Source organism: Lawsonibacter asaccharolyticus, from assembly GCF_022453915.1.
Lineage (GTDB): Bacteria > Bacillota > Clostridia > Oscillospirales > Oscillospiraceae > Lawsonibacter > Lawsonibacter asaccharolyticus.
Genome location: NZ_CP091870.1, coordinates 1118624 through 1137595 on the forward strand (window position 1 = coordinate 1118624; position 18972 = coordinate 1137595).

The 18972-nt window shown below is 63.1% G+C and carries 19 protein-coding genes, 1 tRNA gene and 1 riboswitch; of the genes, 3 read left to right on the forward strand and 17 right to left on the reverse strand.

Going from position 1 to position 18972, the window contains the following annotated elements; all coding sequences use genetic code 11:
* Positions 1 to 64 precede the first annotated feature (64 nt).
* Positions 65 to 2098: an LTA synthase family protein gene (locus L9O85_RS05200; protein WP_050624457.1), complete on the reverse strand. Its 2034-nt coding sequence runs from the start codon at positions 2096 to 2098 to the stop codon at positions 65 to 67.
* A gap of 275 nt (positions 2099 to 2373) precedes the next feature.
* Here L9O85_RS05200 and L9O85_RS05205 point away from each other — a divergent pair, with 275 nt between their 5' ends.
* Positions 2374 to 3606 carry a [Fe-Fe] hydrogenase large subunit C-terminal domain-containing protein gene (locus L9O85_RS05205; RefSeq protein ID WP_256183208.1) on the forward strand — a complete coding sequence of 411 codons (1233 nt, stop codon included), beginning with the start codon at positions 2374 to 2376 and terminating at the stop codon, positions 3604 to 3606.
* A gap of 328 nt (positions 3607 to 3934) precedes the next feature.
* Here L9O85_RS05205 and L9O85_RS05210 read toward each other — a convergent pair.
* From L9O85_RS05210 to L9O85_RS05225, 4 genes are all read right to left on the reverse strand, one after another.
* Positions 3935 to 4022: transfer RNA gene (locus L9O85_RS05210), tRNA-Leu, on the reverse strand.
* Between the two features lie 208 nt (positions 4023 to 4230).
* Positions 4231 to 4812, reverse strand: coding sequence for a peptidoglycan-binding domain-containing protein (locus L9O85_RS05215; RefSeq protein ID WP_050624459.1), 582 nt, complete (start codon positions 4810 to 4812; stop codon positions 4231 to 4233).
* A complete protein-coding gene (locus L9O85_RS05220; RefSeq protein WP_108981460.1) occupies positions 4809 to 6056 on the reverse strand; it encodes a peptidoglycan-binding domain-containing protein in 1248 nt (415 codons plus the stop codon). The genes L9O85_RS05215 and L9O85_RS05220 overlap by 4 nt, the downstream gene beginning before the upstream one ends.
* A 9-nt stretch (positions 6057 to 6065) precedes the next feature.
* The gene (locus L9O85_RS05225; RefSeq protein ID WP_050624461.1) at positions 6066 to 6461 is read right to left on the reverse strand and encodes a hypothetical protein; all 396 of its coding nucleotides are present in this window, start codon (positions 6459 to 6461) and stop codon (positions 6066 to 6068) included.
* Between the two features lie 227 nt (positions 6462 to 6688).
* Between L9O85_RS05225 and L9O85_RS05230 the strand changes: the two genes are divergently transcribed.
* Positions 6689 to 6958 (forward strand): DUF6514 family protein, encoded by a 270-nt coding sequence (locus L9O85_RS05230; RefSeq protein WP_256183206.1) that lies wholly within the window; start codon positions 6689 to 6691, stop codon positions 6956 to 6958.
* A 49-nt stretch (positions 6959 to 7007) separates the two neighbouring features.
* Here the strand turns inward: L9O85_RS05230 and L9O85_RS05235 are convergent, their stop codons facing one another.
* From L9O85_RS05235 to L9O85_RS05250, 4 genes are all read right to left on the reverse strand, one after another.
* Positions 7008 to 7136: a sodium pump decarboxylase gamma subunit gene (locus L9O85_RS05235; RefSeq protein ID WP_108981459.1), complete on the reverse strand. Its 129-nt coding sequence runs from the start codon at positions 7134 to 7136 to the stop codon at positions 7008 to 7010.
* A 26-nt stretch (positions 7137 to 7162) separates the two neighbouring features.
* Positions 7163 to 8308: a sodium ion-translocating decarboxylase subunit beta gene (locus L9O85_RS05240; protein ID WP_050624463.1), complete on the reverse strand. Its 1146-nt coding sequence runs from the start codon at positions 8306 to 8308 to the stop codon at positions 7163 to 7165.
* A 282-nt stretch (positions 8309 to 8590) separates the two neighbouring features.
* Entirely contained in the window at positions 8591 to 9886 is a 1296-nt protein-coding gene (locus L9O85_RS05245) for a sensor histidine kinase (protein WP_301579782.1), read from the reverse strand.
* The gene (locus L9O85_RS05250) at positions 9883 to 10590 is read right to left on the reverse strand and encodes a response regulator transcription factor (RefSeq protein WP_050624465.1); all 708 of its coding nucleotides are present in this window, start codon (positions 10588 to 10590) and stop codon (positions 9883 to 9885) included. The genes L9O85_RS05245 and L9O85_RS05250 overlap by 4 nt, the downstream gene beginning before the upstream one ends.
* Before the next feature lie 142 nt (positions 10591 to 10732).
* Between L9O85_RS05250 and L9O85_RS05255 the strand changes: the two genes are divergently transcribed.
* Positions 10733 to 10873: a hypothetical protein gene (locus L9O85_RS05255; protein ID WP_256183204.1), complete on the forward strand. Its 141-nt coding sequence runs from the start codon at positions 10733 to 10735 to the stop codon at positions 10871 to 10873.
* An 80-nt stretch (positions 10874 to 10953) separates the two neighbouring features.
* On the opposite strand, the gene L9O85_RS05260 is transcribed toward L9O85_RS05255, so the two are convergent.
* The 8 genes from L9O85_RS05260 to ftcD all read right to left on the reverse strand — a co-directional run bounded on the left by L9O85_RS05260 (position 10954) and on the right by ftcD (position 18920).
* Positions 10954 to 11487, reverse strand: coding sequence for a folate family ECF transporter S component (locus L9O85_RS05260; RefSeq protein ID WP_050624466.1), 534 nt, complete (start codon positions 11485 to 11487; stop codon positions 10954 to 10956).
* 77 nt (positions 11488 to 11564) lie between these two features.
* Positions 11565 to 11660: riboswitch (THF riboswitch) on the reverse strand.
* A 28-nt stretch (positions 11661 to 11688) separates the two neighbouring features.
* Complete coding sequence (locus tag L9O85_RS05265; RefSeq protein WP_301579783.1) at positions 11689 to 12957, reverse strand: bifunctional folylpolyglutamate synthase/dihydrofolate synthase; 1269 nt, start codon at positions 12955 to 12957, stop codon at positions 11689 to 11691.
* Positions 12954 to 13784, reverse strand: coding sequence for a formate/nitrite transporter family protein (locus tag L9O85_RS05270; RefSeq protein ID WP_050624468.1), 831 nt, complete (start codon positions 13782 to 13784; stop codon positions 12954 to 12956). Before L9O85_RS05270 ends, L9O85_RS05265 begins: the two co-directional genes overlap by 4 nt.
* Positions 13781 to 14650, reverse strand: a complete 870-nt coding sequence (locus L9O85_RS05275) for a bifunctional 5,10-methylenetetrahydrofolate dehydrogenase/5,10-methenyltetrahydrofolate cyclohydrolase (protein ID WP_108981455.1) — start codon at positions 14648 to 14650, stop codon at positions 13781 to 13783. Before L9O85_RS05275 ends, L9O85_RS05270 begins: the two co-directional genes overlap by 4 nt.
* Before the next feature lie 298 nt (positions 14651 to 14948).
* The gene (locus L9O85_RS05285; RefSeq protein ID WP_108981629.1) at positions 14949 to 16616 is read right to left on the reverse strand and encodes a formate--tetrahydrofolate ligase; all 1668 of its coding nucleotides are present in this window, start codon (positions 16614 to 16616) and stop codon (positions 14949 to 14951) included.
* Between the two features lie 60 nt (positions 16617 to 16676).
* A complete protein-coding gene (locus L9O85_RS05290) occupies positions 16677 to 17270 on the reverse strand; it encodes a HutD/Ves family protein (protein ID WP_301579784.1) in 594 nt (197 codons plus the stop codon).
* An 81-nt stretch (positions 17271 to 17351) separates the two neighbouring features.
* Entirely contained in the window at positions 17352 to 17978 is a 627-nt protein-coding gene (locus tag L9O85_RS05295; protein WP_050624471.1) for a cyclodeaminase/cyclohydrolase family protein, read from the reverse strand.
* Between the two features lie 30 nt (positions 17979 to 18008).
* Positions 18009 to 18920, reverse strand: coding sequence for a glutamate formimidoyltransferase (gene ftcD / locus L9O85_RS05300; RefSeq protein WP_050624472.1), 912 nt, complete (start codon positions 18918 to 18920; stop codon positions 18009 to 18011).
* Between the last annotated feature and the right edge of the window lie 52 nt (positions 18921 to 18972).

The window sequence follows — 18972 nt, forward strand, 5'->3', positions numbered from 1 at the left end:
GCTGATCCATACATATCTCTAAAAGGACGCGCCTCGCATTGAGGCGCGTCCTTTCTGCGTCTGGTCAGTTCTCCTCCGGACCGGCCGGGGGCTCCAGCCCGATTTTGCGGTAGTAGTCATTGAATAGGATCTTCTCCGAATAGCTGCGGATATACCGGGCCTCCCAGTAGGTGTCCTGGGCGTAGTTTTCCGGCACCTGTGCCCCCTCGTTTGGGGTGAAGGTGTCCGTGTCCGCATTGTAACGCCCCAGTTCGGTGAGATAGCTGTAATCGTTAAAGATGACCAGGCCGGGGGCGTCGGAGAGGATATCCCGGCCGGCCAGCAGGCGGGAGTCATATTCCAGGCCGAACAGATTGGACAGGGTGGGGATGATGTCCACGCTGTAACAGGGCTTGTCCACTACCACAGGCTCCTCCATGTCACCGGACCAGAGGATCAGCGTGGAGCGGTACTTCTCAAAGGGATCGGCCTCCGTCCCTTCCCCCGCCAGCTCGTCGATGGCGCCGGTGCCGTCCAGGCCATAGGGGTAGTGGTCCCCGGAGAGGACGATCACGGTGTTCTCCAGCTCGCCGGCCTCCTCCAGTGTCTTGATGGTGTACTCCAGAGCCTGGTCCAACTCCATGTTGCAGGCCAGATAGGCCCGGGCGGCCTCGCTCATGTCCAGATCCGCCACCTCATCCCGGTGCTTGGCGGACATGGCGTTGCCGGCGAAGCTGTAATTCATGTGGCCGCTCACCGTCATATAGTAGTTGTGGAAGGGCTTCTCTCCGGCCAGAGCCTGGGGGAGGGTCAGCTGCATCATCTCCAGGTCGGACTGGGGCCAGGTCATGGCCACATCCAGCCCGGTGTCACAGGCGTAGAAATCATAGCCCAGGTTGGGGTGGGAGAGGTTGCGGTCATAGTAGTTGGCTGTATTGTTGTGGTAGGCCAGGGTGGGATAGCCCAGGGCCCGGAGCTGGTTGCCCATGGAGAAGTACATGGAGACCCCGTTTTTTCCTGCATACCGCTGGGAGGCATTGACCTGGTTGGTGGGGATCAGGCCGGTGGTGGCGGCATACTCCCCATCCACCGTGGAGTAATACCACAGGGGGTTGTAGAAGTTCTCAAACACAAAGCCGGAGTGGGCCAGCTTGTATAAGGTGGGGGTGTACTGCTCGTTCACTGCGCCGATCCAGAAAGCCTCGCCGGTGAAAAGGAGCAGATTCTTGCCCTGGAACATACCGGTGTACTGATTTTTCTCTGTGGGCGTCCGGTCCCGGAAATACTCGTGCATGTCCTTCAGGGTGCTGTCCGTCTCGTTGGCGATCAGGGCGTCGAAGTCGATGTCCATGACATTGGGACCGGAGGCGGCGGGGGTCTCCCCTTCCTCCGGCTCCTCCGGCTGGACAGAGACATTCCCCGGGGCCAGCGTGGAGACCGAGCCCTCACCCGGGTCGGGGCGGCTGGGTTCCTCCAGGCCAAAGAGGGTCTGCTCGATATCCAGCCGCAGGGTGGTGGCCAGGCCGAAGTGGGAGACCGTCAGGTCTGGGACAAAGGTCTCTCGATAGATCTGGCGGGTCGTCATGATCCCGCCGGTGGGCAGGGCGATCGCCAGCACTGCTGCGGCCTGCACGATGATCACGCCGCCGATCACTCCCAGCAGCACCCGGCCGTCCGGGCGGTTCAGGAGGGCGAACCGTGGCTGGAAGAAGTACACCACCAGAGGGACGGCCAGCAGGAGCAGGGCGGGCAGGGCCTCCCAGATGCCCAGCAGGGTCTCCTTCCAGTAGCTGCCCAGGGCCTGACCTGCCATGTTGAAGGACTTGGTGACCAGCACGGTGGCAAAGATCGTGTGGTACACCGACTGGATCATGTACCACAGGGTCAGCACGCCAAGCACGGCGAAGCCGGCCTTGCGGTTCCCCTTCTTGCCCCAGAGAGAGGTCAAAAGGGCACACATCCCGGCCAGCGGCAGGGAGAAAAGCAGGATATAGACCAGCCCCACATCAAAAAAGGGCCGGACATAGAAAGCCCGGTAGATCCCCTCCAGCCAGAGGATAGAGCCCAGGAAAAACAGGAGCGGTTTTACGATGTCCCAGGGAGTTTCTCTCCGATACATGATATCAAATCCTCGCTGCTCTGCCCGACCCGGGGCAGATGCTTGATCTCAGTGTGCGCGGACCCCAGGAGGCCCGCAGTGCTTACCTCTTTATCATACCTCCTGCCGGGACTTCTGTCCAGAGGGTTCTCCCTTTTTCTCTGCCCTGTTTCCCGGGGAATAGGGATGACGGCCGAGTCCCTCTGTGATATAATAGGGAAACAACAGGGAAACGGGTTTGCTTGTTCCCAAAACGGACATACTGACCACTGTATCGACAGAAGGGGAGGACCACCATGACCTTTGAGGAACTTTACCGCACTATGCTGAAGCAGGCTGTTGAGAAGGGTTCCGTCCAGGCAGATGATCTGGAGGCCAGTGCCGGGCATCTGGACTGCCTGCTCCACCCTCAGGACCACCCCTTGGTCTGGCCGCTCAACCCCTGCACCTGTCCCAAAGAGGAGACACACTGCGCCGCCGCCTGCCTGTTTGACGCCATCGTGCGCAGGGACGACGGCACGCTTGCCGTGGACCCGGACCGCTGCTCCGGATGCGGCGCCTGTATCCAGGCCTGCCAGTCTGGAAACCTGACTGCCAGCCGGGACGTGCTGCCTGCCCTGGACGCAGTCAAGCATGCCAAAGGGCCCGTCTACGCCCTGATCGCCCCTGCCTTCCTGGGCCAATTCTCCACTGTGGTGACGCCGGGCCGGCTGCGCTCGGCTTTCAAGCTGCTGGGCTTTACCGGGATGGTGGAGGTGGCCCTCTTCGCGGACCTGCTGACGTTGAAGGAGGCGCTGGAGTTTGACCGGAACATTCACACAGAGACGGATTTCCAGCTCACAAGCTGCTGCTGCCCCATGTGGATCGGCATGATCCGAAAGCTGTATCATGAGCTGATGCCACACGTTCCCGGGGCGGTATCCCCTATGATCGCCGCCGGCCGGACGGTAAAAAAGCTGCACCCAGATGCGGTCACCATCTTTGTGGGGCCCTGCATTGCCAAAAAGGCGGAGGCCCGGGAGGCAGACCTGGCCGGCGCGGTGGACTATGTGCTTACCTTCCAGGAGATGCAGGATATTTTCCAGGCGGCGGATATCCACCCGGAGCTGCTGGAGGAGAGCGAGCGGGACCACTCCTCCCGAGCGGGGCGGATCTACGCCCGTACCGGCGGAGTCAGCGAGGCGGTTCGGACCACGGTGGCCCGTCTGCACCCGGAGCGGCCTATCCAGGTCCGGACCCGGCAGGCAGACGGCGTGCCGGCGTGCAGGGCGATGATCGAGGACATCCGCTCCGGCCAGCACCAGGCGAATTTCTTTGAAGGGATGGGCTGTACCGGCGGCTGCGTAGGCGGGCCGAAGGTCCTGCTGGACCGGGAGACCGGGCGGGAGAATGTAGACCGTTACGGAGACGAGGCGGAGTTCAGCACTCCGCTGGACAACCCCTATGTCCTCAAGCTGCTCCGCCTGCTGGGCTTTGATACGGTGGAGGAATTTTTGGAGCAGAGCGATATTTTCATCCGGCATTTTTAAAGGAAGCACAGAGCGCAAGGGCAGGGCTGTGATCTTCCGGCTGTCCCCGGCAAAAGTCCGTCCCGGCTCCTAGAGCCGGAAAAGGGGGGAGAGCAAAAAGGAGCGGAAGCAAAAGAGGAAAGACATCTGCACAAGCAGATGTCTTTCTTTTTGTGAAGGGCGGTTAAGACTGATATTTCTGTCAGAAACGAAAAATGCCGCCCGCAGGGCGGCCCACCAACTGCGAGCCCAGCACAGCGGGTCGCAGTTGGAAAGGAGGAGCAGCGGCGTGAGCGCGCTCTGACTTATAAAATAAGTCGGAGCAAGCGATACAAAGCTTGCTCCGACGTGGTGCGCGAGGCGGGACTTGAACCCGCACGTGCGTAATGCACACTAGAACCTGAATCTAGCGAGTCTGCCAATTCCACCACTCGCGCATGGGGGACTGCGCTCTTCAGCGCAAGTGGTATCATACCATATAAGGGCCTGCCTGTCAACACTTTTTTGGCCCTCCCTGGATCTTTTGTTTGTCCCCGCCCGCGAGAGCGGGGACAAACGGAGGGCTTTCCGCTGGGAGCCGGAGAAAAGAGGGACTTTTGAGCGAGCAGAGGGATCGGCCCGCCCGGGCCAAGGAGAGGCCGGGATTCAGGTGGACGGGGTGGAGCCTGCCAGGCGGTTCTCCGGGTAGCGGCGCAGATCGATGTGGCTGATGACAAAGAGCTCATAGAGGCGGGCCAGAATATCCCAGGTCTCTCGGTCCAGCTCACCAGTCTGGGGCAGCATAGCCTTCTCCTGGAGCCACTGGGTATTCCGGACCGAAGCAGCATCGTGGATGCCGTCGATGGACTCCGGCTCCAGCCCATCCAGGACATGGGAGAGGCTCTGAAACATGGCCTGTACCGGGAGAAGGTAGTTGTGGGAGGAACCGGCCTGAACTTTAGCACTGGGAGGGAAAGCACGTATCTGTCTGGGATCGGCAAGCTCTCGCTCCAGATCCAGCCACTCGTCCAGAATGGCCTGCCAGGTCTCACGGTCCACCACGCCGGTGACAGGGGGGTGGAGCTCCCGCTGGAAGAGCATCACCGCCTCCAGGGTACGCTCCCCGAACACACCGTCCGGGACCAGAGCGGGCAGAAAGTCATAGCGCAGAGACAGGCGGTTCAGCATATACTGAAGACTCCGTATGGGCTGGGCCACCATCTCGCGTTCCAGCTGCTGTAAGGTCATGACAAGGACACCTCCTGTTGATCCGACTGCCCCAAACGCAGATCGGTGCCTGGATGCTGCCCGAAGCGGGGCGTCTCACTGTGTCCGCTGACCGCCGCCAGGGTCAGGTCCACCAGCGAGGGGATGAGCTCGGAGGCCTGAAAGGGGAAGCGAGCCACATCCTGTTGGAGCACGGCTTCCAGGCTGGCGAACTCACGGTACAGGGCGTCCCAGGTGGCTTCCCCCACTACGCCGTCGGGGAGGAGGTCAGTCTGCCGCTGAAAGGACTGGACCGCATTGGCGGTGGAGGGGCCGAATACGCCGTCCACCGTCAGCGGGGGGATGACCTCATCAAATTCAGCCAGTACGGCCAGCATGTACTGGAGGACCTGAACCTCGGTGCCGGTGTCCCCCTCTCGGAGGACGCCAGGGTACTGGAACTGGACCTTATAGAAGGTCTGCCCTTCGCTGACCAGCTCAGAGAGCCGGGTGACGCCCACATAGAGGTAGACCAGCTTATACCAGGTGGCCTTTCCCACCACGCCGTCTGACGCCAGGTTGAAGATGCGCTGGAACTGCCGCACGGAGTATTCGGTGTCTTCCCCGAAGATGCCGGTGACGGGCTGGATCTTGGGGATGGCGGGGTAGTTCTGGGAGATGCGGTTCAGGCTGGTCTGGACCACGGCCACCTCCTCCCCCACAGAGCCCAGCCGCAGGGGGCTGCCGGGATAGGACTGGGTGATGTCCTGGATGGGGGCGTTGACCACCAGCTCGATGTCGTCCCCGTAATAGTGGCGGAGGATCTCCATGGAGTTGTAGCCCGTCTGGGCCATCTCCTGGCTGCCCCACTGGGAGAGCCCGTCACAGGTGGAGGTGGTCCCGTTGCAGAACTTGGCGGAGAGGGGCTCCACAAAGCCCTGACGGCGGATGTAGTCGTTGAAGATCTCGTCCACCACTGCGCTGATGCTCTGGAAGAAGCTCCTTCCCCGAATGAACTTCTGGTCATAGGCGGTGGTGTTGGTGATTTGGAAGTTGTAGCCCCGGCTGGGGTAGAACTCGGTATAGACCCGGTTCAGGGCAAAGGAAATGATAGCCAGCACATTGGCCCGGATCGCGGAGAGCTCCCAGGTGGGATAGATCTCACTGGAAGCTACGTTTTTGACGTAGTCGGGGAAAGAGACCGTCACATTTTCTGCCCACTGGTCGGGCAGGCCCAGATGCACCGTGATGGTGCTGGGGATGTAAGGAAGGACGATGACCGGCATAGGGACACCTCACAGATTCTGAGGGGAGGTGTTCAGGATGGAGCTGTCAACAAGACTGTGCTGCCCCTCGGCCAAGGGGATGAGCTCCATGTCCTGGTCGGTCTCTTCGCCGGAGAAGATCTGGACGCCGTCCACCCGCAGGGCGGTGTAGCCTGGGTGTTCCGCCCAGACTTGGCAGACGGAGAAGGGGACCATGTCCTGGGTGGGACCGGTGCTCTCCCAGCGGGGGGGCGCAGGGATGGTGAGGGGCTGGACCCGGCCCTCACGGTCGGTGATCTGGACAGACAACAGGTGATATTTCCCGGTCGGGCTGATCTGGGTCACCACAACAGTGGCGTCCTCGATGGGGAGCTGCGCCCGGGAGGTATAGACTCTGATCTGCAGAGTCCCAAACTCTTCCTCCATATGGAGCCTCCTTCCGGCGTGATGGTGCGCCGTTTACTGGACCATCCTATGCCGGGACCGCGGAGCGGGTTCCCCTGTGGAAAAAAGATGCCCGCCGGGGCAAAAACGCTCCCGGTCGGGCATCTTTTTTCCACAGAAACCGCATCTGCGGTGGGTTTCCCTTTTTTTCTACACAGATATACCATATAATGTGGATAGATTTTTAAAAAAGGAGAAATGGGCACAATATGATGGAACTTAAGATCGCGTCAAGATCCTTGACGGACGAGGCGGGGAAACTGCGCCGCCTCCACTATTTTCTGCTGGTGGACGAGCTGGAGGCGGGGAGCTTCTTCTGCGAACAGTACGGGGTGAAGATCGCGGAAGAGGACGGAGACTGCGCGCAGATCCGGGGCATCACCACCAGCGCGGTGCGCATAGACGAACTGATGACCACACTGGTGGAGCAGCAGGTCAGCCCTACGGTGCTGGAGGATGTGGTGCAGGACTGGCTGTGACAGAGACACAGGTCAGCATATCCCACGCCTCCCTATCAGAGAAACGCTGTTATTTTTTCTTTCCCCTGTGGTCGATGCGTTGCATCAGCGCCACCAGCAGAGCGATGGCGCCCAGGACCACAAAGATGCCCAGCATTCCCTGCCCCATCATTTCCAAAGCATGCGTAATATTTTCCATGTTCGAATGTCCTCCTTTTTACTCCATCACAGGATGGGATTGTTGGCAAAATACTGAAGCACCACACCGCCGGCCACCACAGAGGCGATCTGGCCGGAGACGTTAGCCGCCACCGCGTGCATCAGCAGGTGGTTCTGGGAGTCGGCCTCCTGACCCAGCTTCTCGATGACCCGGGAAGACATGGGGAAGGCAGAGATGCCGGCCGCACCTACCATGGGGTTGATCTTGTTCTTGGGGGTGAAGATGTTGAGTACCTTGACGAAGAGCACGCCCACCATGGAGTCCAGCACAAAGGCCACCAGGCCCAGACCCATGATCATGATGGTCTCCTTCTGGACGAACTGATCCGCTTTCATAGAGAAGGCGATGGTGATGCCCAGCAGCAGGGTGATCAGGTTGGCCAGCTCATTCTGGGCGGTCTGGGAGAGGGAGGTGAGCACGCCGCACTCCCGGATCAGGTTGCCGAACATGAGGAAGCCTACCAGCGCCACGGAGGAGGGAGCCACCAGGCCGGCGATGACGGAGACCACGATGGGGAAGAGGATGCGCAGGCGCTTGGATACGCCCTGGGCCCGGTAGGGCATGCGCATGGCCCGCTCCTTCTTGGTGGTGACCAGCTTGATGGCAAAGGGCTGGATGATGGGTACCAGAGCCATATAGGAGTAGGCAGCCACTGCGATGGCCCCCACATAGCGGGAGTCGAGGATTTGGGAGACCAGGATAGAGGTGGGGCCGTCTGCGGCGCCGATGATGCCGATGGAGGCGGCGTCCTTCAGGTCAAAGCCCAGGGCCGCAGCCAGGAGGATGGTGAGGAAAATACCGGCCTGGGCGGCGGCGCCGCACAGGAACAGCTTGGGGTTGGCCAGCAGGGGACCGAAGTCGATCATAGCGCCGATGCCGATGAAGAGCAGGATGGGGAAGGCCTCACTGGCCTCGATGCCAACCTCAAAGAGCCACTGGATGATGCCGTGGGTCTCACCCACGCCCTCGCTGAACTGATTGATGACGCCGGACAGGGGCAGGTTGACCAGGATGGCGCCGAAGCCCATGGGCAGCAGCAGGGCGGGCTCAAACCCCTTCTCGATGGCCAGCCAGATCAAAAGGCCGCCCACGACGTACATCAGCAGCTGCTGCCATGTGATAGACAGAAGCCCCTCCCAAAGAAATTCCATGCTTTCTTCCTCCATTTCTTTATAGTATGTGTACCCTTTTGGAGAAAAATCGGCCCGCGCCCGGCAGACAGCCCGCAAAAAAAGACCTGCGTTCCCATTGGAACGCAGGTCTGGTCATTTCAGGAAAAACCAGAATGGAACAAGCTCCATCCATGCTTGTTGGCCTTTCCGCGCGGGAACCGCGCCGACTACTCCCCTTTGTATTTACGGATTTTATCATCTTCCCCTGGGGCTGTCAAGAGAAATCTCCGCTTTTTTCACCATGCAGAAACGGCGGGCCATTCACCCCAGGGAGCGGGTCCGGAGGTGCCCCAGGCCGCGGCCGGGCAGGGGCAGCCTGACGGTGAAGAGGGTGCCGGAGATGGCGGAGCTGGAGACGGAGATCCGGCCCCGATGGCCGTCTGCGATGCTCTTGGCGATGGACAGCCCCAGACCGTAGCCCCCCTGGCTCCTGGCCCGGTCGCTGTCAGTGCGGTAGAAGCGCTCGAACAGGCGGGGCAGATGCTCCGGAGGGATGGGCTCGCCGGTGTTGTGGACGGAGAGGACTGCCTCGTCTCCCTGGGGGCGGAGGATCAGTGAGGCCGAGCCGCGGGGCCCGGCATACTTGACCGCGTTGTCCACCAGAATGGCCACCAGGCGGCGCAGCTGCTCCGGATCGCCCAGGAGCTCCAGATCAGGCGTGATCTGGCTGTCCAGGGCCACGCCGGCCTCAAAGGCCACCGACTCAAAGGGGAGCAGGGCCTCCCAGGCCAGGTCGCTGAAGGACACCGTCTGGAGACGGAGGGGAGAGCGCCGGTCATCAGAGCGGGCCAGGAAGAGCAGGTCCTCCACCAGTGACTTCATCCGCTGAGCCTCTGCCTGGATGTACTCCACCCACTTGCGCTGTCCATCAGCCATGTCTCCGGAGTGGGCCAGGAGGATGCCGGCGTTGGCCAGGATGACAGTGAGGGGGGTCTTCAACTCGTGGGAGGCGTCGGCTACGAACTGCTTCTGCTGCTGCCAGGACCGCTCGGCGGGGCGTAAGGCCAGGGTGGAGAGGAGCAGGGAGATGACGAAGAAACAGGCCAGCCCCAGCAGCCCCACCAGCAGGCACGTCCGCAGCAGGGCCAGAAGATTTTCCCGCTCCCAGGTCCGGTCAGCAAAGGCCAAGCGGACCGCGCCTCCCTCCGCATCCTCCCGGAGATAGCGGAGGGAGGAGACGGTGCCATCCCGGCGGCCGTCCTCCAGAGCGGCCTGGGCGGCCTGTTGGGCCACTTCCAGAGAGACATCCACTTGGTCTCCGTCGTTGATAGCGGTGACCACGCCGTCCTCCACTGTGACGGTGAACACCGGGAGCAGGGAGCGCTGAGCGCCCTGGCCGCTGGAGGGGCGGCGGGACCCATCCAGGGGAAAAGCGATCTCCGGCCGGAGGGGACTGCCTTCCTCTCCCCACATCAGGGCGGCACGCATGGCCAGCAGGCTCTGGTCCTTCAGGCGTTGAGCACTGCTTGCCATAAAGACCCCAAAGACCATAAGGAGGACCAGGGACACCAGCAGCATGTTCACCAGAATGAATTTGCGCCGCAGGGTACGGATCATGGCATGCCCCCTCCGCCAAAGCTGCCGGGCTCATCCGAGGTAGTGAGGAAATAGCCCACCTTCCGCACGGTGCCGATGGAGACCTGGGAGGCCAGGAAGGACAGCTTCTTCCGCAGGAAGGAGATGTACACTTCCACATTGTTGTCCTCCGCCTCCGAGTCCAGCCCCCACACCTTGGCAATGATGTCGTCCTTGGGGGTGACCAGCTTGGCGTTCTGGAGAAGCAGACGCAGCACCTCGAACTCCTTGAAGCCCAGCCGCACCGACTTGTCTCCCCGGCGCAGGCAGTGGGAGGAGAGGTGGAGGGACAGGTCTCCGAAGGCCAGCTCCTCGGACACCACCTCCCCCTGGCGGCGGGTGAGGGCCCGGACCCGGGCCAGCAGCTCGGAGGTGTCAAAGGGCTTGGTCATGTAGTCGTCCGCCCCGCAGTCCAGGCCCTTCACTTTGTCGGAGATCTCGTCACGGGCGGTGAGCATGAGGATGGGAGTGGACACGTGGGCGGAGCGGAGGCGGCGGGCCACCTCCAGCCCGTCCAGCTTGGGCAGCATCACATCCAGGACGATGACATCGTACTGGGCGGTGAGCGCATAATCCAGGCCGTCGGCACCGTTGTGGACCTGGTCCACCTGATATTTCTGCTCTGCCATGATCTGGGCCAGGGCCTCCGCCAGCCGGACCTCGTCCTCCACGATCAGGATACGCATAATGGGCCTCCTTTCCCAATTGGGCTCTGTTTTTTCTCACTATACCACAAAAAACTGAAAATGCCCTGAAAAATTCAGAGTAATTTCAGCTTCTCCTGTTATACTGGCCCCAGAAGAGCATCAAGGGACAGGGGGGATACTCGTGCGTTATCGCGTGGTGACCACCGTGGCCGCGTTGCTGCTGTGTCTGGGCCTGATCGCCTGCTTTGTCCCGGGGAGCGTCCCGGCGGCAACATCTGGGGAGGGAGACAGCAGGGCGGCCCTGACAGCGGAGGACCGGTGATGCCTCCTGTAAAAGGGACCGGCGCGGAGCCACAGGCTCCGCGCCGGTCCCTTTTGGCGGTGGAGAGAGGGGGAAGGCCCTCAGGCGGGGAAAGCGCCCCGGCGGGTCAGCTGGCGGGAGAGGGAGAGCAGCACCGGGATCAGCAGGATCTGGGCCGCCACCATGCAGATAGTCTCGGTGAAACGGGCGGGAAGCATGCCGAACAGGCCTTTGCCGTACATGATGTAGAGCCAGACGCTGTTGAGCACGAGCCGGGTCAGGCTGGCGCACAGGGAGGCGCCCACCACCCGCAGCCAGAGAGCGCGTCCATGGAAGCCCTCCCCCTTCTGGTGGAGGAACAGGCCGTAGATCAGTCCCACCAGTCCGGCGGTGACAGTGAAGCCGGGGAAGAAGGCGCCGAAGGGGAAGAGGGTGGCGCCGATCAAGTCGCTTACCGCGCCCACGGCCAGAGCCCACAGGGGGCCGAAAAGGATGCCGGACAGGGCGACGGCCAGGAAGGAGAAGTTGACCACCACGAAGGTGGTGTTGATGGAGAGGAACCGGGCCAGGATGACCTGGAGGGCCACCAGAAGGGCGCAGGTGACCATGATCTTGGTGTTTTTCTGAGCTTTCATTTATCTCTTCCTTTCACGGGCTGAGAGAGCCTCTCAGCGGTTTCCTCTTCAGTTGCCGTAAAAGGATACCCTGATACGACAGCGGAAGCGGAGCACCACCGCAAGACAGCTGCCTTTTCGTCCGGCGGCCACTTCCCATCCGCCGGCACTTGACGCGGTACTCCTATTCTGTGTATGGTCGCTGGGAAAACGGGGGAGGGGTCAGCACAGCCCCAGATGGTGGCGGATCTCCCCTACGGAGTAGAGGGAGCCCCAGGCGCAGATCACGTCCTCCGGGCCGGCCAGGGCCAGGGCGGTGTCCACCCCCTGGTCCAGGGTCTCCTGGACGGAGACCGGGATGGAGAACTGGGCCAGCCAGGCCGCCAGCTCGGCGGCGGGGAGGGCCCGGGGGCTGTCCGGTGTCACCGCCACAAAGGCCTTTGCCAGGGGGAGGACACGGCGGAACATGGAATGCCAGTCCTTATCGGCCAGGACACCGGAGAGGAAAATGAGCTTCCGGCCGGGGTAGAGGCTCTCCAGGGCGGCGGCAAGGGCGTCCACGCACTGGGGGTTGTGGCCGCCGTCCACGATGAAGTCGGGGGAGCGGCGGGCCAGCTCCAGGCGGCCGGGCCACTGGGCCGCGGCCAGCCCCCGGGCTGCCGCCTCCTCCGGGATGGTCCAGCCGGCATCCCGGAGTGCCTGCACCACCTCCAGGGCGGTGATGGCGTTGGAGAGCTGGTAGCTGCCCAGCAGGGAGAGGCGGTAGGGGCCCCGGCCCCGGTAGCGGAAGTCCTGACCCTCCAGACCGGAGGAGAGGACCTCCAGCTCCTGGGGGGCGGTCTGACGCAGGGGGATGTCCAGCTGGCGGCAGACGGACTGGATTACCTGGGTGACCTCATCGCTCTGACGGTAGAGGACGGCCCGGCAGCCCGGCTTGAGGATGCCGGACTTCTCCCGGGCGATGAGAGTGAGGGTGCCGCCCAGCTCCTGGGTGTGCTCCAGGCCGATGTTGGTGATGACCGCCGCCTCCGGGGCGGGGATCACGTTGGTGGAGTCCAGGCGGCCGCCCAGACCCACCTCCAGCACCACGATGTCACACTGCTCCTCCAAAAAGAACTCCATGCCCACCGCGGTCATCAGCTCGAACTCGGTGGGGGGATCGGACATCCCCTCCGCCACCTCCAGCACCCGCTGGGTGAGGCGGCCCAGGACTTCATCCGGGATGGGTGCCCCGTTGACCTGCATCCGCTCGTGGAAGCGGTAAAGGTGGGGAGAGGTGAACAGGCCAGCGCGCAGCCCAGCCTGAGCCAGGATGGAGGCTGTCATGGCCGCGGTGGACCCCTTGCCATTGGTCCCGGTGATGTGGACGAAGCGCAGGCGGCGCTCAGGATTGCCCAGGCTGGCCAGCAGTGCCTGGGTACGCTCCAGGCCCGGCTTCCGGCCGGTCCAGGCCCGCTGATGGATCAGTTCAATGGCTTCCTGTCCTGTCATGAAGGAGTCCCTCCCTGCTTTAAGTGACAATACCAAAGGAGCAAGGCCAGCCCGGCACCCCCCAGGATGTTGCCCAGGGTGACGGGGACCAGGTTGGCGGCGGCCCCGGTCAGGGTGAGAGGGGCCAGATCGACGCCCGCGGCTGCTGCCAGCGAGGCGTACTGGGGGACAGCGGCGGCCATCAGGGCCGCGCCGATGTAATAGAGGTTGGCAACGGAGTGCTCAAAGCCGCACAAGACGAAAAAGCAGACCGGAAGAAAGGCGCCCATCAGGCGGCCCGGTGTCTCCCGGGCGGAGGCGGCGGCCAGCACCCCCAGACAGACCAGCAGGTTGCACAGCACGCCCAGGCCCAAGGCGCTGCCGAAGGGAAGGGCGCATTTCGCGGCCCCGACCCGGATGGTGTACACGGCCAGGGCCCCGGCGGAGTAGTCCAGCTGGCCGCAGGAGACACACAGCCAGGCCACCAGCAGCGAGCCCAGGGCGTTCCCGGCAAAGACCAGCGCCCAGTTGCGCACCATCAGGACCGCCGATCCCCCCTTTTTCTCCAACAGAGTGAGGGGGAGCATGCAGTTTCCGGTGAACAGCTCCGCACCGGTGACGACGACCAGCCCCAGACCGAAGGGGAAGAGCAGGCCGCAGATGGTCCGGACGGTCCAGGTGTCTGAGATGCCGTAGACCGCCGTGTTGGTGGCGGCCGCGGCGATGGCGATGATGGCCCCGGCCAGCGCTCCCAGCAGGAGCAGGCTGGCGGCGGAGCGCTCCATTTTCCTGACGCCCGCCGCACTGTACGAGGCGAGCAATTCTGCGGGGGAGAGGTAGTTGTTCATGATCTCCTTTGTTCCAGAGACCGGCAGGCCGCCTGGGCCACATGCAGGGCCAGCACGGTGGAGGTCACCGCGCCCACGCCTCCGGGGACCGGCGTGATGGCAGCCACGATGGGCTCCACCTCGTCAAAGGCCACGTCCCCATGCATGGCGCCGTCCGGGCCAATGTTGACGCCCACATCTACCACCACCTGGCCCGGGCGCACATAGTCGGCCCGGATCAGGTCCAGGCAGCCGGCGGCGGAGATGATGATGTCGGCGTCCTGGCAGAAGCTGCGGGTGTCCTCCTTGTCTGTGAAGATGTGACAGACGGAGACGGTGGCCTCCTCCTTCATCAGCAGCAGGGCGGTGGGCAGGCCCACGGTGGCGCTTTTGCCGATCATAGCGATCTTCTTGCCTTTCAAGGGGATATCATAGTAGTGGAGCAGTTCCAGGCAGGCGGTGGCGGTGCAGGGGGGAAAGCCGATGTCACTCTTGGTGAGCAGGCCGCCCATGGAGGCGGTGGTGATGGCGTCGATGTCTTTCTCCGGGGCCAGGACGCTGGTCACCGCCTCGGTGTCCAGATGGGGCGGCAGGGGGCGGAATAGCAGGCAGCCGTGGATGGAGCTGTCCTCGTTCACTGTCCGCAGGGTCTGGATCAGCTCCTGCTGTGAGGCGTCCGCGGGCAGCAGGAAGCGCCGGACGGCGATGTTCAGGCTTTCCGCCCGGCGGATAGCCCCCCGCTCATAAGCGATGTCCTCCTCCCGGCGTCCCACCCGGACGATGCCCAGGGTGGGAGTGACGCCGCGGCGGGAGAGCTTCTCACAGCGGAGCCGGATGTCCCGGCACATGTGTTCCGCCACCGGTTTTCCGCTGAGCAAAACTGCCATGGGTCTCCTCCTTTTGGTGATTCGGGCAGGGGGAGGCGGCGTGCGCCTCCCCCTGCATGTGGTCATATGCTCAGAACAGGCCGGTGATCCTGCCGTTCTCGTCTACGCCGATCTTCTCGGCAGAGGGGACTTTGGGCAGGCCGGGCATGGCTCCCCACCGAATTTTGATTCGGTGGGGGCCCTGTTTTTTTAGATCCTCGGGCGAAATAAATTCGCCCTGCGGAAATCCTCCGCTGTGCTTCGGATTTACGCCGCACGAGCGGCGGGGTGCTGCCGCACCCGAATGCCCATGCCCGGCTCAGAACAGGCCGGTGATCTTGCCGTTCTCGTCTACGTCGATCTTCTCGGCAGAGGGGACTTTGGGCAGGCCGGGCATGGTCATGATATCGCCGGTGAGAGCCACGATGAAGCCGGCGCCGGCGGAGACCTTCAGATTGCGCACCGTGACCTCGAAGCCGCTGGGCGCGCCCAGCAGGGTCTGGTCGTCGGAGAAGGAGTACTGGGTCTTGGCCATGCAGATGGGCAGGTCGCCGAAGCCCAGGTCGGTGAGCTGCTGGGCCTGCTTCTTGGCGTTGGCGGTGAGCACCACCCGCTCGCCGTGATACACCTTCTTCACAATGGTGTCCAGCTTCTCCTGGATGGAGGCCTGGGTATCATACACGAACTGGAAGTGGCTGGGCTGCTCGCACAGGCGGATGACCTCCTCGGCCAGGGCCTTGCCGCCCTCGCCGCCCTTGGCCCACACCTCGGACAGGGCCACATTGACGCCCAGCTCATTGCACTTCCTCTCCACCAGGTCCAGCTCGGCCTTGGTGTCGGTGGGGAAGGCGTTGATGGCCACCACGCAGGGCAGGCCGTACACGTTCTTCACGTTGTCCACGTGCTGCAGCAGGTTGGGCAGGCCCTTCTCCAGCGCCTCCAGGTTCTCCTGGTTCAGCTCGGGCTTGGGCACGCCGCCGTGGTACTTCAGCGCCCGCACGGTGGCCACGATCACCACGGCGGAGGGCTTCAGGCCGGCCTTGCGGCACTTGATGTCGATGAACTTCTCTGCGCCCAGGTCGGCGGCGAAGCCGGCCTCCGTGACCGCGTAGTCCCCCAGCTTCAGGGCCATGCGGGTAGCGATGATGGAGTTGCAGCCGTGAGCGATGTTGGCGAAGGGGCCGCCGTGGATGAAGGCAGGGGTGCCCTCCAGGGTCTGGACCAGGTTGGGCTTCAGAGCGTCCTTCAGCAGGGCGGCCATGGCGCCCTCGGCCTTCAGGTCATGGGCGGTGACGGGCTTGCCGTCATAGGTGTAGGCCACGATCATCCGGCCCAGCTTCTCCTTCAGGTCGGTGATGCTGGTGGACAGGCACAGCACGGCCATGATCTCGCTGGCCACGGTGATCTCAAAGCCGTCCTCACGGGGCACGCCCTGGGCCTTGCCTCCCAGGCCGTCCACGATGTGGCGCAGCTGGCGGTCGTTCATGTCCACCGCGCGCTTCCAGGTGATCTGCTTGACATCGATGCCCAGGGCATTGCCCTGCTGGATATGGTTGTCCAGCATGGCGGCCATCAGGTTGTTCGCCGCGCCGATGGCGTGGAAGTCGCCGGTGAAGTGGAGGTTGATGTCCTCCATGGGCACCACCTGGGCCCAGCCGCCGCCGGCCGCACCGCCCTTGACGCCGAACACAGGGCCCAGGGAGGGCTCACGCAGGGCGACCACGGACTTCTTGCCCAGCTTCCGCAGGCCGTCCGCCAGCCCTACGGAGGTGGTGGTCTTGCCCTCGCCCGCAGGGGTGGGGGTGATGGCGGTGACCAGGATCAGCTTGCCGTCCTGAGCCTGGGTCTCGTTGAGCAGCTTGTAGTCCACCTTTGCCTTGTAGTTGCCGTACATCTCCAGGTACTTCTCGTCCACGCCCGCCGTGGCCGCGATCTCCCGGATGTTTTTCATTTCACAGCTCTGTGCAATTTCAATGTCGCTCTTGATTTCCATGGGAATCAGTCTCCTTCTTTTATGATTTATCGTGGATGTCTATGAAGTTAGAAGTTAAGGGAGGTAACGGACCTGGGCCGCCATAAAGGAGGCCGGGCCCGGGCAGTCCAGGTGCAGCGGAGCGCTGCCGGGGTCCTGGATCAGAACGGCTTCTCCTGAGGCAATGGTACTCGATTCCCCAGCGAAAGTCAAGGTGCCGCTCCCCTCCGCGCAGTAGAGGATGAGGGTGGAGGAGCCGGGTTCGGCGGAGAAGCTGACGGGGCCGCCGCTGGTGCGCAGGGGGGAGACACTGCCGGCGCATCTGTCCTTGCGCAGCATCAGGTTGAAGTCCACGCAGCGGCCCCGGGAGTGGGTGTCCGCCCCGCCGTCGAAGGCGTGGACCTGATAGGGGGCCAGGGAGATGAGGGGGCCGCCGTCGTGGGTCAGTTCCATCTCTCCCCGGAGAGGGGCAATGAGCCGGTGGTAGTCGGGGAGGGGGGTGAAGTCGGACTCGTCCAAGTCCACGGTGGCGGAGCTCAGCCGCCAGAGGAAGTCCCGGTCCGCATAGAGGGCCCCCTGGGGGGCGATGGCGATCTGGGTGGTGGTCCCGCCGGACCACTGACTGATCTGGTAGTCTGCCTGGGTGAGGTGAGTGATATGGGGTGCCATGGGGACTCCTTTCTGAACGAGGACGCCCCCGCGGCGGTTCACGCCGCGGGGGCGTCCCGTCGGTGATTCATGGGAGGGGGATCACAGGGACTCCAGGACCTCCTGGTAGATGGCGTCGGCCAGAGGCAGGGCCTTGTCCAGCAGGGCCTGGCCCTTCTGGCGGTACTCGTCGGCAAAGGCCTGGTCCTGGATACCGCCGATGTTGATGAGCACGTTGAGCCAGGCGCCCTGGATGGCGGCCTTGAGGCTCAGGGCGGCGCAGCCCAGGTCGCTGGCGGCGCTGGCGTTGAGCTTGCCCACCACGGAGCGGGTCAGCTCCAGGGCCTGGCAGGCCAGCTCCATCATCTCAAAGGGGGTCTTGGTGCAGCCCTTCAGGGCCTCCTGCATGGCGGCCTTGCGGGCGGCCTTCTCCTCGTCGGTGTCCTTGGGCATGGCGAACACGGCGCTGACGGCGTTGAACGCCTCGGTATCCCGGTCGATCACGTCCACGAACTGAGCCTTGAGCTCGTTCCCCTTCTTCTGGGACTCGATGGCCAGCTCCTGCACGTCGGCGTACTTCTTCTTTCCCACGGTGAGGGCGCACACCATAGCGGTGAGGGCGGCGCCCAGGGCGCCCTCCAGCGCGGCGGCGGAGCCGCCGCCGGGCGCGGGTTCATCGGAGGCCATCAGGTCCACGAACTCATTGACCTTCATTTCCACAAGCTTCATAACAGTCGATTCTCCTTTTGTCAGAACGGCTTATTCCATGCCGATCAGGTGGTACTCCATGATCTGATTGTGGCAGTCGAAGTCACGGGCCTTCAGATAGAACTCAGCGCAGTCGATCATGGCCTTGGCGGGGGTCAGGCCCACGATCTCGCTGTCCACGATATAGGTGCCGTAGCGCTCGGCCAGGGAGCGGATCATCTCATAGACCACATACAGAGGGGTGTCCTCATAGTTGACCATGTTCATGGAGACCTGAGCGATGCCCCGGTCCTCCAGCATGAAGCCCATGGCCTTGCAGCTGCGGAAGCCGCCGGAGGAGCCGCGGATGACCTTGGCGATCTTCTTGGCGATCTCCACGTCGGAGGTGGCCAGGTTCACGTTGAAGGCCACCAGGGGCATGCGGGCGCCGATGGCGGTGATGCCGGCGGTGGGATGGATCTTCCGCTCGCCGAAGTCGGGGGCCCACTCGGGCTGGAGCAGCTTCTCGGGCATGCCCTCGAACTGCCCCTTGCGGCAGGTGGCCAGATTGCGGCGCTCGGGACGGGTGGCGGAGTCCTCATACAGGAAGCTGGGGATCTTCAGCTCGTCCCAGATCCGCTGACCCAGGCGCTTGGACATCTCCACGCACTCCTCCACGGTGACGCCCATGGTGGGGACGAAGGGGATGACGTCGGTGGCGCCCATGCGGGAGTGCTCGCCCACATGCTTGGTCATGTCGATGACCTCGGAAGCCTTCTTGGTCAGCTGGAAGGCGACCTCCTCGATGGCCTCGGGGGAGCCGATCATGGTGAACACACAGCGGTTGTGGTTGCCGTCGGTCTGGGCGTCGAACAGGGTGCAACCGGGCACGCTGTTGGCCACTTCCACCAGGGCGTTATAGGCGGCCTCGTCCTTCTCCTTGCTGCAGCTGAAATTGGGGATGCATTCTACAAGCTTGGACATAAGAAATTCCTCCTTAAAATATCGGTATCAAAAATGTTTTGAGATGTAGCGC

Bases quoted from the DNA above. Each gene is read 5' to 3' on its own strand.
- L9O85_RS05220 (WP_108981460.1), bottom strand. From the start codon at position 6,056: ATGCCGGTCATCGTCCTTCCTTACATCCCCAGCACCATCACGGTGCAT.
- L9O85_RS05235 (WP_108981459.1), bottom strand. From the start codon at position 7,136: ATGGAAAATATTACGCATGCTTTGGAAATGATGGGGCAGGGAATGCTG.
- L9O85_RS05240 (WP_050624463.1), bottom strand. From the start codon at position 8,308: ATGGAATTTCTTTGGGAGGGGCTTCTGTCTATCACATGGCAGCAGCTG.
- L9O85_RS05205 (WP_256183208.1), top strand. From the start codon at position 2,374: ATGACCTTTGAGGAACTTTACCGCACTATGCTGAAGCAGGCTGTTGAG.
- L9O85_RS05245 (WP_301579782.1), bottom strand. From the start codon at position 9,886: ATGATCCGTACCCTGCGGCGCAAATTCATTCTGGTGAACATGCTGCTG.
- L9O85_RS05290 (WP_301579784.1), bottom strand. From the start codon at position 17,270: ATGGCACCCCATATCACTCACCTCACCCAGGCAGACTACCAGATCAGT.
- L9O85_RS05275 (WP_108981455.1), bottom strand. From the start codon at position 14,650: ATGGCAGTTTTGCTCAGCGGAAAACCGGTGGCGGAACACATGTGCCGG.
- L9O85_RS05270 (WP_050624468.1), bottom strand. From the start codon at position 13,784: ATGAACAACTACCTCTCCCCCGCAGAATTGCTCGCCTCGTACAGTGCG.
- ftcD (WP_050624472.1), bottom strand. From the start codon at position 18,920: ATGTCCAAGCTTGTAGAATGCATCCCCAATTTCAGCTGCAGCAAGGAG.
- L9O85_RS05250 (WP_050624465.1), bottom strand. From the start codon at position 10,590: ATGCGTATCCTGATCGTGGAGGACGAGGTCCGGCTGGCGGAGGCCCTG.
- L9O85_RS05230 (WP_256183206.1), top strand. From the start codon at position 6,689: ATGATGGAACTTAAGATCGCGTCAAGATCCTTGACGGACGAGGCGGGG.
- L9O85_RS05215 (WP_050624459.1), bottom strand. From the start codon at position 4,812: ATGACCTTACAGCAGCTGGAACGCGAGATGGTGGCCCAGCCCATACGG.
- L9O85_RS05265 (WP_301579783.1), bottom strand. From the start codon at position 12,957: ATGACAGGACAGGAAGCCATTGAACTGATCCATCAGCGGGCCTGGACC.
- L9O85_RS05260 (WP_050624466.1), bottom strand. From the start codon at position 11,487: ATGAAAGCTCAGAAAAACACCAAGATCATGGTCACCTGCGCCCTTCTG.
- L9O85_RS05200 (WP_050624457.1), bottom strand. From the start codon at position 2,098: ATGTATCGGAGAGAAACTCCCTGGGACATCGTAAAACCGCTCCTGTTT.
- L9O85_RS05225 (WP_050624461.1), bottom strand. From the start codon at position 6,461: ATGGAGGAAGAGTTTGGGACTCTGCAGATCAGAGTCTATACCTCCCGG.
- L9O85_RS05295 (WP_050624471.1), bottom strand. From the start codon at position 17,978: ATGAAGCTTGTGGAAATGAAGGTCAATGAGTTCGTGGACCTGATGGCC.